At 58.5% G+C, this 14,007-nt stretch carries 14 protein-coding genes and 1 riboswitch; of the genes, 6 read left to right on the top strand and 8 right to left on the bottom strand.

What is annotated here, in order from left to right:
- Positions 1 to 3: 3 nt before the first annotated feature.
- On the bottom strand, positions 4 to 525 hold the full coding sequence (locus NOR97_RS05585; RefSeq protein ID WP_171170622.1) for a DUF6446 family protein: 522 nt from the start codon (positions 523 to 525) through the stop codon (positions 4 to 6).
- 78 nt (positions 526 to 603) lie between these two features.
- Here NOR97_RS05585 and NOR97_RS05580 point away from each other — a divergent pair, with 78 nt between their 5' ends.
- Positions 604 to 1,236 (top strand): MarC family protein, encoded by a 633-nt coding sequence (locus NOR97_RS05580; protein ID WP_171206867.1) that lies wholly within the window; start codon positions 604 to 606, stop codon positions 1,234 to 1,236.
- Between the two features lie 8 nt (positions 1,237 to 1,244).
- Here NOR97_RS05580 and NOR97_RS05575 read toward each other — a convergent pair whose 3' ends face one another.
- Positions 1,245 to 2,174, bottom strand: a complete 930-nt coding sequence (locus NOR97_RS05575; RefSeq protein WP_257600479.1) for a glycine--tRNA ligase subunit alpha — start codon at positions 2,172 to 2,174, stop codon at positions 1,245 to 1,247.
- 206 nt (positions 2,175 to 2,380) lie between these two features.
- Here NOR97_RS05575 and NOR97_RS05570 point away from each other — a divergent pair, with 206 nt between their 5' ends.
- Positions 2,381 to 4,120, top strand: a complete 1,740-nt coding sequence (locus NOR97_RS05570; RefSeq protein ID WP_257600478.1) for a serine protease — start codon at positions 2,381 to 2,383, stop codon at positions 4,118 to 4,120.
- A 55-nt stretch (positions 4,121 to 4,175) separates the two neighbouring features.
- On the opposite strand, the gene NOR97_RS05565 is transcribed toward NOR97_RS05570, so the two are convergent.
- Together NOR97_RS05565 and NOR97_RS05560 are read right to left on the bottom strand one after the other, a co-directional pair.
- Positions 4,176 to 5,750, bottom strand: coding sequence for a 5-guanidino-2-oxopentanoate decarboxylase (locus NOR97_RS05565; protein ID WP_257600476.1), 1,575 nt, complete (start codon positions 5,748 to 5,750; stop codon positions 4,176 to 4,178).
- Positions 5,750 to 7,198: a TrkH family potassium uptake protein gene (locus tag NOR97_RS05560; RefSeq protein ID WP_257600475.1), complete on the bottom strand. Its 1,449-nt coding sequence runs from the start codon at positions 7,196 to 7,198 to the stop codon at positions 5,750 to 5,752. Before NOR97_RS05560 ends, NOR97_RS05565 begins: the two co-directional genes overlap by 1 nt.
- An 11-nt stretch (positions 7,199 to 7,209) precedes the next feature.
- On the opposite strand from NOR97_RS05560, the gene NOR97_RS05555 reads away from it, so the two are divergent.
- Positions 7,210 to 7,845, top strand: coding sequence for a hypothetical protein (locus tag NOR97_RS05555; RefSeq protein WP_257600474.1), 636 nt, complete (start codon positions 7,210 to 7,212; stop codon positions 7,843 to 7,845).
- Positions 7,846 to 8,185: 340 nt separating this feature from the next.
- On the opposite strand, the gene folE2 is transcribed toward NOR97_RS05555, so the two are convergent.
- Positions 8,186 to 9,289 (bottom strand): GTP cyclohydrolase FolE2, encoded by a 1,104-nt coding sequence (folE2, locus tag NOR97_RS05550; protein WP_170346591.1) that lies wholly within the window; start codon positions 9,287 to 9,289, stop codon positions 8,186 to 8,188.
- A gap of 246 nt (positions 9,290 to 9,535) precedes the next feature.
- Entirely contained in the window at positions 9,536 to 10,726 is a 1,191-nt protein-coding gene (gene metZ, locus NOR97_RS05545) for an O-succinylhomoserine sulfhydrylase (RefSeq protein WP_257600473.1), read from the bottom strand.
- A 62-nt stretch (positions 10,727 to 10,788) separates the two neighbouring features.
- Positions 10,789 to 10,866, bottom strand: a riboswitch (SAM riboswitch).
- 121 nt (positions 10,867 to 10,987) lie between these two features.
- Between metZ and NOR97_RS05540 the strand changes: the two genes are divergently transcribed.
- Positions 10,988 to 11,686: a glutathione S-transferase N-terminal domain-containing protein gene (locus tag NOR97_RS05540; protein ID WP_257600472.1), complete on the top strand. Its 699-nt coding sequence runs from the start codon at positions 10,988 to 10,990 to the stop codon at positions 11,684 to 11,686.
- A 69-nt stretch (positions 11,687 to 11,755) separates the two neighbouring features.
- On the opposite strand, the gene NOR97_RS05535 is transcribed toward NOR97_RS05540, so the two are convergent.
- Both NOR97_RS05535 and NOR97_RS05530 read right to left on the bottom strand, forming a co-directional pair.
- Positions 11,756 to 12,142, bottom strand: coding sequence for a hypothetical protein (locus NOR97_RS05535; protein WP_257600471.1), 387 nt, complete (start codon positions 12,140 to 12,142; stop codon positions 11,756 to 11,758).
- 225 nt (positions 12,143 to 12,367) lie between these two features.
- Positions 12,368 to 12,760, bottom strand: coding sequence for an OB-fold nucleic acid binding domain-containing protein (locus NOR97_RS05530; protein ID WP_152459842.1), 393 nt, complete (start codon positions 12,758 to 12,760; stop codon positions 12,368 to 12,370).
- Between the two features lie 127 nt (positions 12,761 to 12,887).
- On the opposite strand from NOR97_RS05530, the gene NOR97_RS05525 reads away from it, so the two are divergent.
- On the top strand, positions 12,888 to 13,211 hold the full coding sequence (locus NOR97_RS05525; protein WP_152457603.1) for a 2Fe-2S iron-sulfur cluster-binding protein: 324 nt from the start codon (positions 12,888 to 12,890) through the stop codon (positions 13,209 to 13,211).
- On the top strand, positions 13,211 to 13,954 hold the full coding sequence (locus NOR97_RS05520; RefSeq protein ID WP_257600470.1) for a VCBS repeat-containing protein: 744 nt from the start codon (positions 13,211 to 13,213) through the stop codon (positions 13,952 to 13,954). The genes NOR97_RS05525 and NOR97_RS05520 overlap by 1 nt, the downstream gene beginning before the upstream one ends.
- The last annotated feature ends 53 nt before the right edge of the window (positions 13,955 to 14,007 follow it).

Here is a 14,007-nt window from a genome sequence, read left to right as displayed (position 1 = left end):
TCCTCAGTTTTCAGGGCGTTTCGGGCACTCCTCACCCACCACCGTACCGTCATAGGCTTTTTCACCGCAGTTGTTCAACGCGTGCCAGACATATCCCTTGCCATCCCTGGTAATCGCCACGATCCGGTCGACGCCGAAATGGATGTTCTTCTCACTCAAAAACGCCTGCGCCTGCCCCGATTTCAGTGCATCGCCCAGCGAAACGGCGTCGTAACAGTCAAACCAACCCGGCGCGGTCAAGGGTTCTGGGTTTTCAACAGCAATAAACCCGGCCATCTGATCCGGCTTCAGATCCGTTTCAAAACAGCCTCGGTAGCGGATCGGAGAACTGTCTGCATCGATCGCCTGAAAGTCCGAATAGGTGATTGGGACAGGCGCATCACTTTGGTCCGTCATCAGGACCACGTCCTGGCCGGGCTGCGGTTCGACCTCATAGTAGAAACCGTAAATCTGCAAATAATACATTCCGGCCCCGGCCACCAAGGCCGACAACAACAGAACAATTGCCAGCAGTTTTCCCGTCATGTTTCAGGCTGCCTCTTTCAAGTTCTTGTAAAATAGGACAGGTTTCGTCCGGGTACAGGCATCAATGAGGTCAACACCATGGAATCCACGCTTGCTGTCGGTTTTTTCGGCGCATTGTTTGCCATCATGAACCCGGTTTCCAACCTGCCGGTGTTTCTGAGCGTCACTCAGGATCTGCCTGCTGCCGACCAGCGCAAGATTGCGGTGAAGACGGTGATCTATTGCCTGATCCTTGGCGGTGCCTTTGCGCTGGTCGGAAGTCAGGCGCTTGGCCTTTTTGGCATCAGCGTCAATCACCTGCGCGTCGCCGGCGGCCTGGTCGTTATGATGATCGGCCTCAACATGCTGAACGGAAACGAAAGCACCTCTCATCATGGAACAAAAGGAGAGAAGGAAGCTTACCCCGAAACCGATACGGTCGCCTTTTACCCGCTGGCCTTTCCCATTCTTGTGGGCCCCGGCACAATAACCACCCTGATCCTGTACGCACATCAGGTTAAAACCACGGTCGAGGCTTTTGTTTTTATGGGAGTATTTCTTGTCGTGGTCGGTCTGCTTCTGATCACGTTCTGGAACGCCGCCTGGCTGGCTGAACGCCTGTCCAGCAACGCGCGCGTGATCATGAGCCGCTTCATGGGTATGATCCTTGCCGCCATTGCCGTCAGCATGATCGCAGACGGGCTCAAGGCGCTTTTGCCCGGGCTGGCCTGATTGCCTCATCAGGCCTGAAACCCGGCGGCCTCGGTCTGCACGAACGCATCCGCACATTGTTTGGCCAACGCCCGGACGCGCCCGATATAGGCCTGCCGTTCGGTCACCGAGATCACGCCGCGCGCGTCCAGCAGGTTGAAGATGTGACTGGCCTTGATGCATTGATCATAGGCCGGGTGCGCCATGATGATGCGTTTGCCCGTCTTCGGGTCCACATGCTCCTGGCTCAGAATGGCGGCGCACTCGGCCTCGGCCTCTTCGAAGTGGCGCAGCAGAACCTCGGTGTTTGCCACGTCAAAGTTCCAGCGGGCGTACTCCTCTTCGGTCTGCTTGAAGATTTCGCCGTAAGTCAAAGGACTCGGCGACTGGGGGTCATTGAACGGCATGTCCATCACGTGATCAATGCCCAGCACATACATGGCCAGACGCTCCAGCCCATAGGTCAGCTCGCCTGATACCGGCGCGCAGTCATGGCCGCCAACCTGTTGGAAATAGGTGAATTGGCTGACTTCCATTCCGTCACACCAGACTTCCCAACCCAGACCCCACGCGCCGAGCGTCGGGCTTTCCCAGTCATCTTCGACAAAACGGATGTCGTGCAGGTCCATGTCGATGCCAATCGCCTCGAGGCTTCCCAGATACAGCTCCTGCAAATCCGGTGGGCTGGGTTTGATCAGCACCTGGTACTGATAATAGTGCTGCAACCGGTTCGGGTTCTCGCCATAACGCCCATCCGTCGGGCGGCGTGACGGTTGAACGTAAGCCGCAGCCCAGGCTTTCGAGCCAAGCGCGCGCAGGGTGGTCGCGGGATGGAACGTTCCGGCCCCGACTTCCATGTCATAGGGCTGTAGAATCGCACAGCCTTTAGACGCCCAATAGGTCTGAAGCCGCAGGATGATCTCCTGAAATGAACGCGGTGCGCTGGTCGGTTCGGTCATGGCATTCCCTCTGGGCGCCTTTGCGCCCGGTTCCGGTCGGTTTTGCCCTTCCTATGCAAGGGGCAAAGGGGCGTCAACGGGGCTTGGGGCCAAGCCTGTATCTGCAGGGCCACACCGTAAATTCCCCGCATTCGCGGCATGGCTTTTCGCAAATGAATTCGCGTATTCTGCGCAAAAGCACGAACACTGCATAAGACGGGCAGACTATGACACGCGTATTTTCAGCAATCCTATTGTTTCTTCTGGTCGGCCTGCGCGCCGCAACCGCACAACAAGATCCCAGCGTCTGGGTCCAGGTCGAGGCCCAGCCCTCGCTGCGCGAAGCGCAGGAACGGGCACAGGCCTATGCCAGCGCTTTGCCGGACGTGAACGGGTTTCGCCTGAACAGCGGCTGGTACGCGATCGTGATCGGCCCCTATGCGCGGACCGACGCCGAACAGGTGCTGCGCGTCTATCGGGCGGAAGGCCAGATCCCGCGCGACAGTTACATCGCGTTTTCCAGCGCGATGGGGCAACAGTTCTGGCCCATCGGGGCAAACGTTCTGAACCGTGGCGCCATCGCGGCACCAATTGAACAAGCGGCACAACCGGAAGAGGCTCCGGCAGTCGCCACACCACAGGATTCGGATGAAACCCGTGCGCAGGCGCTTCAATCCGAACGGCTGTTGACCGCACAGGAACGCAAGGATCTGCAAACGGCTCTGCGCGCGGCGGGGTTTTACAACTCGACCATTGATGGTGCGTTCGGGCAAGGCACCCGCCGATCAATGAGCGATTGGCAGCGCTATAACGGGTTTGACGCCACGGGTGTTCTGACCACGTTGCAGCGCAAGGCCCTGATGGATGAATACAACGCGCCGCTGATCTCTGTCGGAATGGAGCGGTATTCCGACGACAAGGCCGGGATTGTGCTCGACATGCCTCTGGGCGCTGTGAGCCTTGATCGCTATCAAGCCCCGTTTGCACATTTCAAAAGCATCTCTGACCTGAACGCCAAGGCGCTCCTGATCAGCCAGGAGGGGGACAAGAACACGCTCCGCGCGCTTTACGAGGTGATGCAATCGCTTGAGATCGTTCCGCTGAATGGCCCTCGTGAACTGGGCCGCGACCGGTTTACCCTTGAAGGGCGCGGCAACGGCATAGTGTCCTTTACGCAAGCGCAATTGGCGGATGGAAAAATCAAGGGCTTCACCCTTGTCTGGCCCGAAGGAGACGAAGCACGTCGCCTGCGGGTTCTGTCAGCGATGACCTCCAGCTTCAGCACGACGGATGCGGTTCTGGATGCCTCCGCCGGTGCATCCGCAGAACAGCGCATCGATCTGGTGTCGGGCCTTCAGGTCCGCAAGCCCCGACTGACGCGCTCTGGTTTCTTTGCGGATGAGAATGGGACAGTACTGACGGTTTCCGAGGCCGCGGACAGCTGCACGCGGATCACTCTGGATGGTGATCACGAGGTTCAACTGGCCCTGACGGACCCTGAACTTGGCGTGTCAGTCCTGCGCCCTGCAAAGACTCTCGCCCCCATGAGCGTCGCCGCGTTCAGTGCCGCCAAGCCGCGCATCCAGTCAGAGGTGGCCGTGTCCGGCTTTTCCTATCAGGGCGCATTGGGCGGCCCCTCTCTGACCTACGGGCAGGTCGCGGACGTTCGTGGGCTGAACGGTGAGACCGGCGTAAAACGTCTGGCGCTGAATGCCCAACCCGGCGATGCAGGCGGCCCCGTCTTCAACGACAGCGGCAACGTCGTCGGAATGTTGTTGCCCACACCGTCCGAAGGGCGCACCCTGCCCGCTTCGGTCAGCCTTGCGGCCACCGTTGATCGGTTGACGGAAATTCTGGCAGAGGCCGGAGTGTCCGGTCAGTCGAGCGAGGAAACCACACGGATCTCACCCAATGAGTTGAACCGGCGCGCAACCGGCATGACGGTTCTGGTTCACTGCTGGGATTGATCCGACAGCACATCAACAAAAAAAAAGCGCCGCATGAAAATGCGGCGCTTTTTCGTTACAGAATGTCAGGTGTCACGTGGATCAAGGTCGGCACAGGCGCATCGAATGCGGCTCGGACGGCACTTTGCATCTCTGCCACATTCGAAGGTGCTGAAGAGCGCGCACCGAAGGCTTGGGCGAGTTTGCAGAAATCAGGATTGTGGGCCATGACCGCATTGGGGGCGATCTGGCTGCGCACCATACTGTCTTCGATTTCCTTCAGCTTGCCATTGTCCCAAAGAATGATCGGAAGCGACAATCCCAGTTCAACCGCCACGCCCAGTTCCTGCATCGTGTAATGGAACCCGTAATCCCCGGCGATAACCGCCGTGGGTTTGCCGCGTCGGGCAACCGCCCCGCCAATACCGGCGGGCAACCCGTAGCCAAGAGTGCCAAACCCCGTCGGGTGGTGCCAATGATGGGGGTAGGCCATGTCCCAGACCTCTTTTGCAACATAAGCAAATTGGGTCATGTCCGAATAGATCATCGTATCGGCCGGCATGGCCGCGCGCAGGGCATCTGCGATCGGTACGATTCCGGGCCGCTCGGCATCCACCTCAGCACGCCAGCGCGCGCGCGCATCGGCCACTTCCTCGGGTGACCAGCCTGTTGCCGGTTTCATCTCCTGGGTTGCGTGCCACAGGGCGCGGGCAAAGCTCTGGCTGTCGACTTGCAGCTTGATGGCAGCGCGGTGGCGATCAGACAGAACCTCGGGGTCGAGATCAACGCGTATCAAGGTCGCCTTGTGCCCCAAATCCTGCCGCCACAAATCGACCTCGCCCAGCTCGGCCCCGACAGCGATCACCAGATCCGCCGAGGCGATTACCTCGGCACTGCCGGGACGCGGCAACATGGACCCGAAATCCAGCGGATAATTTGCGCCCGGCAGCCCGCGCCCGGCATAGGTGGTAAAGCACGCCGCCCCCAGCTGCGTCAGAATCTGCCGCCATTCATTGGATTTGCAGCCCCCACCCAGAATGAACAGCGGCCTTCGGGCCAGGTTCAACATGGACACGACCGATGACACGTCAGGCGGCAAGGCTTTGGTGCGCAGCGCGGGCTGGTTGGGGAACGGCGCCGGGTCGGCCTCGGCCTGCAACTGCGCGATGGGCACCTGAATGTGCTTGGGGCGCGGGCGCGAAAGCTCGAATTCTTCAAACGCCCGTTCTATCAGCCCATAGGCAGCTTCGGCGGAGTTGGCCTGTACAGACCAATCCGCAACCGTACCGGCGGCGGCACGTTGATCTTTCATCTGGTGCAACTGCCCCCGTAAAGCCTGCGTTTCATCCAGACAGGAAGACAGAACCAGCATCGGAACCGAGTCGCTGTAGGCCTGTCCGATCGGGGTCATGATGTTGCACAAACCGGGACCGGTGATCACATAGGCGACGCCAGGGCGGCCGGTCGCGCGCGCGTAACCGTCAGCCATGAATCCAGCCCCTTGCTCGTGCCGGGCCAGAACATGCGTGATCCCGGCCTCTTCGATACCACGATACATTTCCTGATTGTGGACACCGGGAATGCCGAAAATCACATCCACGCCACGATCCTTGAGCATATGCGAAATTTGCGCGCCAAGGGGTCTTTTCATCAGCCTCTCCAGAATTGAACGGTGAAGATCGCGTATACCGCTAAAAGCTCGAGCCGCCCGACCAGCATTCCGGTTGTCAGCAGCCATTTGGCCGTATCGTTGAGACCTGCGAAATTACCCGCCGGTCCGATCTGATCGCCAAGACCCGGGCCAACGTTGGCCAGCGCTGTCGCGGCCCCGGACACCGAAGTAATGAAGTCCAGACCTGTCAGTGCCAACGCCCAGGACAATACGCCCATCGACAGAACGAAGAACATGAAGAAACTCATCACCGAGGTCAGAACGTCCCGTCCGACCGGCCTTCCATCATAGAGCGGCATGAACACGCCATGTGGGGACCGGATCCGTTTGATCTGGCTTTTGATCGAGGCAAACAGCAACTGATACCGGAAAACCTTGATCGAACACGCCGTCGACCCCGCGCATCCACCGATCAATCCGATCAGGAAAAACAGCATGATCGGAAAGCTGCCCCACCCCATGTAATCGACACTGGCATATCCTGTCCCCGAGATGATCGAGGTAATATTGAACAACGACTCGCGGAACGCCTGTTCCCAGTGATGGGGAAAGACCGAGGTCAGAAAGACTGACATGATGACAACCAGAACCAGAATGGTCGCCAGAAACGCCCGAATTTGACTGTCTTTCAACAGTGAAGATGTATGACCATTGGCCAATTGCACATAACGCACAAAGGGAAGAGCCGCCAAGATCATGAAGACGGATGCAGCATATTCGGCCGGGCCTGAAAATGTACCAAACGAGGCATCATAGTTCGAGAAACCGCCCGTGGACACCGTCGTGAAAGCATGGACCAACGCGTCAAAAAAGCTCATCCCAAACGCGGCATAGACCAGCACGCATACAACTGTCAGGAAGACGTAGATCAGGGAAATCTGCCCCGCAATCTCCTGCGCGCGAGGCAGGATTTTCCCCATGGTCTCAAACCCTTCCGAACGGAAGATCTGCATGCCACCAACCCGCAATTCCGGCAGGAACACCATCGCAACAACGATGATACCGATGCCCCCCAGCCATTGCAGGATGCCCCGCCACAACAAAAGACCCTTTGGCAGCGTGTCCAACCCTGATATCACGGTCGAACCTGTGGTCGTCAGACCTGACATCGCCTCGAAATACGCATCGACAAAGCGCAGCTCGGTTTCACCGAACAGAAACGGAATTGCCCCGAAGACCGGCAGCGCAACCCAGACCCCTGTTGTCAACAGAAAGGTCTGCCGAATGGTCAAGCCCTCGCCCACGCCGTTGGAACAGCTCATCGCCAGAACGGATCCGGTCAGTATCGTGATGATCGCGCTTTCCAGGAAGACATTCCATTCGCCGCGACCCTCGATGATGTCCGCAAGCATAGGAAACAGCATGGTCGCCCCAAGAATGGCGACCAGCAAGCCAATCACATATCCGACCGGGCGAAGATCCATCATGACGCGCAGCGTTGGCGCGCCAGCCCGACCGTGTCAAGCAGATGATCCCGGTTTACGTGTCTGTTTTGGTATCTGCCCCCGGCATTGCGGGCGGTTTCGACGGCGGTCGCGTTTTGCGCGCCTGCGGTTTTGTTTGTTCTGCCGCTGCCGCGGATTTTGACTGCGCAGCAGAAGACGCCTTGGTCGCCGAAGCCGCCGTACGGGCCCGAGATTTCTTCGGCGGGGTCGCCGCAGCAGTGGAAGACGCGGCGGGGGCTGTATTCCGCGCAACCGGTTTGGCGTTCTTGGCTACAGTTGCGGCCGGTTTCGCATGGGTTTTTGGCTGCGACGCCGGCTTGGGTGCGGGCTTTGCTTTCGCCGCAGGTTCAGCCCGTGGCGTGACGGCAGCGCGTGGCTTCGCGGAGAACTCCGCCGGTTTGGGTTCAACGACGGCAACCTTCTTTACGGTTTTTTTCACTGCTGCGGTCTTTTTGACGGCAGGTTTTGGCACACGCGGCGCGGTGGCTTTTACCTTGACCGGCGCCTTTTCCACCGGCTTTTCCGGAGACGCTGCAGCCACGTGCAACGCGTGCACAGGCGCCATCGGCAATTCAAACGCTGAACGGGTCACGATCTGCATGATCTTCATCTGGTTGACCATTGCGTAACCAGCCATGCGAATTGCCGCAGCTTGAAACTCCAGCGGTTGGGTAATCGGATTCATTACATGTTTCTCCTGTAAAAACGATGCAGCCCGAGATTTGTGACGAAAGTGGCTTGTCCGCTTCGATTTCTCGAACGGTGATCGCGGTCTTGCAGTCCAAGGCGTCTCACGTCTCGGCTTCCTTTCGGGGCCGTTCACCATTCAAATGGCATACAAACGGCTGCTGCATTCCCTATGGATATACAACAAGAACAACGCAAATGCAGCATTTTTGCTGCGTTGCGGCAAAAGAACGCTTGCAGATGAAATCTCTGATTGAATTCTAGCCGCTTATGCAGGTGTATTCACCCAACGTGAAACAGGGTGGTGAACAGTCTTGGATCCAGGCTGGAGGCCGCAAAGGTTGGACCTTCGGTCAGAATCGACACGGCGTCGTGGCTGTGCAGGCTTTCCTGATGGCTGGCGACAACCCGAAAATCACCGACGTGATGATCTGCCAGCAACTCAGCGCAGAACAAGCGCGCCGCATCTTCGACAAAAATCGGATTGGCAGCGTTCAGCTCGGCAAAAGCCTGTTCATCTTCACGTTTGACCATGACCTGCGTTTCGGTCGGAACCGCGCGTCGGCACAGCCCGATCAGGTCTTCAAACCAAAGACAATCGGCATCGCAATCCACGACCACGGAAATTCGCGCGACGGAACGTTGTGAATGCGGTGTCGCCAATTGTCCCCGCATGACGCGGGCATGCTCGCTCAACTCCAGAGAGCATGGGCAGGTCGAGGAATAGACATAGTCCAGATGCATGATCTTCTGGCGTACACCGTTGGATTCCACCAGTTCCAGAGCGATGTCGTAATACTGGTACCCTTCCAGACCCGATCTCAGGCTCTTGATCTTGTCGGGGTAGGAAAACCGCATCTGGATACGTGCGTCAAAGCTGTCCAGATCAGTCATGTAGTCGTCAAGCGCCGCCTGCATGACTTCAAAGCTGAAAGTACGCTCGGCATGTTTGTAGAATGACCGCATGATCCGGGACATGTTGATGCCCTTTTTCTCGGCCTCAAGGCTGACGGTGCCCGTAACAGACGTCTCAAGCGTCAGGTCTTCCCCATCTTTCCGGTGGAAACGGATCGGCAGGCGGAAATTCGAGATGCCAACATGCTGAATCTGCTGTTTGGCACCGCGGATCAGGCTGGACGGGCCGTTTTGCAAGTCGGGCAGTGACGCGCGGTAATCCGCGTCAACCGAGAAACCCTCCGGGTACGCGCGCGACAGCGAAGGATAGTTCACCTGCGTCAGGCCGGGCACCAGCCGCGCAATGGCCGGGTCCAGCTGGCTGATCTCGGATGCCGTCGCAGATTCCGCCCATTGCCGCAGAACTTTCAGGGCCTCGGCGGCTTGTTCCTGATCCGGGGTCTCATCAATGTCGCGAGGGTGAATGTTCATCGGCTGCGGTTCCTCGATTGGTCGTAGGAATATATACGACTACAGGTGATTTACCAGTTTAACCCAATACGCAGGCAATAGCAGTCCGGATTGAAAAAACCGGCGCAAAACCGTCATTTCGCAACGAATTACGCCTTTTGCAGGCACAAAGACCAGGCTTCAACCGCGAATACCGCCCGAAAAGACGCCGCGTTCACAGACAACGCGATGCCCCCAGCGGCAAGAGGTTCTTTACTGTGCTCCAGTTTATTTCTGCGAAGCCTCCAATGCCTGCTGGATGTCCGCCAGCAGGTCCCCGGCGTCTTCCAGGCCAACGGAAAAACGGATCAGCCCCGGCGTAATGCCAAGCTCGTCTTTCTGCGCATCGCTCAGACGCTGGTGCGTGGTGGTCGCCGGGTGCGTCGCGATCGACTTGGCATCGCCCAGATTGTTCGAGATCACAGGAATGGTCATCGCATTCAGGAACGCAAAAGCAGCGTCCTTGCCGCCCTTGATATCCAGGGACAATACGGTTCCGCCTTTTCCGCCAAGTTGCGATTGAACCAGAGCATTTTGCGCGTGAGTCTTCAAACCTGGGTAAAGGGTACGCTCCAGCGCGGGATGCCCTTCAAGCGCCTCTGCGATCTTTTGCGCGCTGTCGGCCTGCGCATTGACGCGCAGCGCCATGGTTTCCAGACCTTTGAGCATGACCCAGGCGTTGAACGGGCTAAGCGCGCCGCCGGTATGCTTCAGATACGGCTCAACGGTTCCGCGGATGAAGTCCCTGGTGCCGATGATCACACCGCCCAGCGCACGGCCCTGCCCGTCAATGTGCTTGGTTGCCGAATAAACGACCACATCCGCGCCCTGTTCCATCGCGCGCGAGAAGACGGGCGTCGAAAACACGTTGTCCACCACCACAATCGCCCCAACGGCATGGGCTAACTTGGACACGGATGCGATGTCGATCACTTCAAGTGTCGGGTTCGACATCGATTCGAAAAAGACCGCCTTGGTATCCGGGCGGATCGCTGCCTGCCACTGTTTCAGGTCCGTGCCGTCCACAAAGGTCACTTCGACGCCAAATCGGGACAGGATGTTCTCAAGAATATACAGGCAGGACCCGAACAATGCCTTTGCTGAAACAACATGGTCCCCGGCCTTCAGCATCGAGGTCAGCGCACCGTTGACCGCCGCCATGCCCGAGGCCGTCGCAAACGCATCCTCGCCACCTTCAAGGGCCGCGATGCGCTGTTCGAACATAGACACGGTCGGGTTGCCATAGCGGGCATAGATGAACTCATCGGGGCCGCATTCCAGAAACCGGGCTTCGGCCTGTTCGGCAGTTTCGTACACAAAGCCCTGCGTCAGGAAAATCGCCTCGCTCACCTCGTTGTACTGACTGCGGCGGATACCGCCATGGACGGCTTGTGTGCGCTTGTTCCAGTTCTCGCTCATCTCATTCCCTTTCAGCCTCCGGCGGAGGCAAACAAAAAACCCCAGACGCGGCCAAGCGAAAGGGGTCTTTCATCCTGACCTTTTAGCGGTGTTGTTTAGCGTGGCCCGCAATCCGGTAACAAATCGCCACGTAGCTTTGGGATGGCAATACGCCTCGGGCGGTTTGCGGTCAAGCCCGGCTTGCATTCGGTCACGCTTTCGTAAGCGGCCCTTGCCGAACCGGCAGAAACCCGCATGATCCCCCCAACATCAGGAGAACACATGGCCGACCCGATTGATCTGTATTTCTGGCCCACACCAAACGGCTGGAAAGTGTCCATCGCTCTGGAAGAGATGGAACTGCCCTACACCACTCATCTGATCGATATCGGAAAGGGTGATCAGTTCGACCCGCAGTTCCTGAAGATCGCCCCGAACAACCGGATGCCAGCAATCGTGGACCCTGACGGGCCGGATGGTGCACCGATCTCGGTTTTTGAAAGCGGGGCAATTCTGATGTATCTGGCCCGCAAGACCGGGCAGTTCTATGGCAAGACCGAGCGTGATCGGATCGCCGTCGAAGAATGGCTGATGTGGCAGATGGGCGGTGTTGGCCCGATGGCCGGTCAGGCGCATCACTTCCTGAAATACGCCCCGCAACTGAACCCGCCACAGGACCTGCCCTATGCCAAAGATCGTTACCGGGCCGAGGTCGGTCGTCTGTACGGGGTGCTCGACAGACGGCTGGCCGAGAACGAATACGTTGCCGGAGACTTCTATTCGATTGCAGACATGTCGATCTGGGGCTGGGCCAGCCTGTGGGAAGGGCAGCAGCAAGTGCTGGAGGACAAACCCCACTTTGCGCGCTGGCTGAAGGCCGTCGGCGCCCGCCCCGGTGTTCAGGCCGGGCGCGCTCTGCACGCAGATCTACGTGGAGACAATCGTGACAAGCAGGCGCAGGAGGTCTTGTTCAAACGATGACTGCGTTGAAAATCCGCTTGGATTGACGCTGATTATCAGCCCTGGCTGCCTTGGCCGCGGCAGGTTCGGCTAGCGAAACTTGAATTCGGGTTCCGCCGGGAAAGGCATCGGGGTGTTCCTCCAAACCCCACTGCGCAGCGCGGCAGGATTTCTGTGGTCAACGCGCATCCGGGGCGTCAGGACAAAAGCCGCCTGCTTCTTCGCACCCGTTTCCCGCACCAAGCGTGTCATCTCTTTGCGCTTTAGACGCTGCAATTCCGAGAGGTACTTTTGGGTGTTCCCAAGGTGTCTGCGCTCGAAAGAGTGGGCACTCAATGCTTCCTCGATCATTCTGGCGGTATGCACGTATCCTTTTGAACGCGTATGCTCCAACAGTTCGCCAAGGCGACCGGCAATCTGGCTCTCATCCATCTGGACGGTTTTTTCGAACGATCCATTTCGTGTTACTTCAGGCATCTGAACTGACTCTGAGAAGATGTTGAGTGGCGTGCCGTCGCGCCTGCGTTCAGACACAGGCCGACGCATAGAGATGCCCGCAGTACTAACACGGCATCGAAGAGTCGACCGACCAATGCCGAATTGGCGGAAAAGCGCCTTTGACCCAGCGTGATATGCGGAAACTTACCGACATTCATCGGCGTACAGGTCTTGTTGCGCGCAAGGCAACAAGGCAGCCGCTCGCTATTGTCCGTCACGGCAGGCCGCCCCTGCGCCCTGAACCAGCATATCCAGCATCCCCGAAATATCCTCGATTTCTTCCGCAATCACATGGGTCACTGAATGCGCCCGCTGCATCCGGCCCGTCACCTTCAGCAACCGCCCCGAAATCACCGCACGGCGGAACCGTTCGTAGATTTTGCGCCACACCACCACATTCACGATCCCGGTCTCATCTTCAAGCGTCAGAAAGATCACGCCCTTGGCCGTCCCCGGCCTCTGCCGCAGGATCACAAGCCCGGCCACAGCCACGCGCGCGCCCTCGGGCGGGGAATCCAGTTGGCTGGAAGGCAGACAGGACGGCGGGCGCGGCCAATCCCGGTTTGAAACCACAGGGCGAATGGGTGTAACAAGCATAAGAACAAAAATAGAACAAACGACAAGAAAGTCCAGACACGGCGCGCTGAGTCGCAAATGAGGCTGGAAAGACCTAAATGCCTTCACTAAGGAAGAAATCGAACATCGCAAAAGGAAGACGCACGCAATGGCAAAGATCACCTATGTCGAGCACGGCGGTACCGAACACACAGTCGAGGTCGCCAACGGACTGACCGTCATGGAAGGGGCCCGTGACAACAACATCCCCGGCATCGAGGCCGATTGCGGCGGCGCCTGCGCCTGCTCGACCTGCCATGTCTACGTCCACCCCGACTGGGTCGAGAAAATCCCGGCCAAGGATGACATGGAAGAAGACATGCTGGACTTTGCCTATGAGCCCGACCCGGCCCGCTCGCGCCTGACCTGCCAGATCAAGGTCACCGATGCGCTGGACGGTCTGGTCGTTCAGATGCCTGAAAAGCAGATCTGATGCACAACAATGCGCCGCGCCTGCCCCGCCGCTTTTGGCAATCTCGGGCACGCGGCGCTTTGCTATCTTTCGGACTTTGGCTCACGCTGCAACCGGCTGACGCGGCGGAAACCATCAACGACGCCCGCTTCACAGAACCAACCACTCGTTACGCCCATGGCGTCCTGGGTGATACGATCGAATATGGCGCGCTGGAATTCACGACCGACAGTACGGTCGTAACTGTTCGCCTGCCACAGGATCGCGTGTTCGAAGACATCGCCCCGCGCTTGGCAGACGTCACCCTGGACGGCGCACGCGAAGCAATTGTCGTTGAATCCCACGACAAAGCAGGGGCTCAACTTGCGATTTACGACGCCGCCGGAGACAAGATCGCGGCCACGCCTCATATCGGCACCCGCTTCCGCTGGCTTGCCCCGATCGGGGCCGCCGACCTGGACGGCGACGGGCATATCGAAATCGCTTATATCGACCGTCCTCATCTGGCCAAAACACTGCGCATCTGGCGCTACAAAGACAACGCCCTGAGCGAAATCGCGGCTCTGCCCGGATTGACCAACCACAGGATCGGTGAAGATTTCATTTCCGGTGGCCTGCGCACCTGCGGCGACCGCCCGGAACTGATCGTGGCCAGCGCCGACTGGACGCGGATCGTCAGCGTCTCTTACGACAACGGCTGGATCACATCCGACCGGGGCCCGTTCAACGGCCGCAAAAGCCTAGCCCAAGCCCTGAACTGCTGATCCGCCTCTTCATCTGGCCAAAAACATCCTGAGGGATGAGCGGTTGAAAGGAA

This window comes from Ruegeria sp. YS9, assembly GCF_024628725.1.
Taxonomy (GTDB): domain Bacteria; phylum Pseudomonadota; class Alphaproteobacteria; order Rhodobacterales; family Rhodobacteraceae; genus Ruegeria; species Ruegeria atlantica_C.
Note: the sequence above shows the minus strand (reverse complement) of the source record. Positions and strands in the feature narration are given on the sequence as shown.

Excerpts from the sequence above, each read along its gene's own strand:
- NOR97_RS05520 (WP_257600470.1), top strand. The coding sequence starts at position 13,211 with ATGCACAACAATGCGCCGCGCCTGCCCCGCCGCTTTTGGCAATCTCGG.
- NOR97_RS05530 (WP_152459842.1), bottom strand. The coding sequence starts at position 12,760 with ATGCTTGTTACACCCATTCGCCCTGTGGTTTCAAACCGGGATTGGCCG.
- folE2 (WP_170346591.1), bottom strand. The coding sequence starts at position 9,289 with ATGAACATTCACCCTCGCGACATTGATGAGACCCCGGATCAGGAACAA.
- NOR97_RS05560 (WP_257600475.1), bottom strand. The coding sequence starts at position 7,198 with ATGATGGATCTTCGCCCGGTCGGATATGTGATTGGCTTGCTGGTCGCC.
- metZ (WP_257600473.1), bottom strand. The coding sequence starts at position 10,726 with ATGAGCGAGAACTGGAACAAGCGCACACAAGCCGTCCATGGCGGTATC.
- NOR97_RS05525 (WP_152457603.1), top strand. The coding sequence starts at position 12,888 with ATGGCAAAGATCACCTATGTCGAGCACGGCGGTACCGAACACACAGTC.
- NOR97_RS05580 (WP_171206867.1), top strand. The coding sequence starts at position 604 with ATGGAATCCACGCTTGCTGTCGGTTTTTTCGGCGCATTGTTTGCCATC.
- NOR97_RS05540 (WP_257600472.1), top strand. The coding sequence starts at position 10,988 with ATGGCCGACCCGATTGATCTGTATTTCTGGCCCACACCAAACGGCTGG.
- NOR97_RS05575 (WP_257600479.1), bottom strand. The coding sequence starts at position 2,174 with ATGACCGAACCGACCAGCGCACCGCGTTCATTTCAGGAGATCATCCTG.
- NOR97_RS05535 (WP_257600471.1), bottom strand. The coding sequence starts at position 12,142 with ATGCCTGAAGTAACACGAAATGGATCGTTCGAAAAAACCGTCCAGATG.
- NOR97_RS05565 (WP_257600476.1), bottom strand. The coding sequence starts at position 5,750 with ATGAAAAGACCCCTTGGCGCGCAAATTTCGCATATGCTCAAGGATCGT.
- NOR97_RS05570 (WP_257600478.1), top strand. The coding sequence starts at position 2,381 with ATGACACGCGTATTTTCAGCAATCCTATTGTTTCTTCTGGTCGGCCTG.
- NOR97_RS05585 (WP_171170622.1), bottom strand. The coding sequence starts at position 525 with ATGACGGGAAAACTGCTGGCAATTGTTCTGTTGTTGTCGGCCTTGGTG.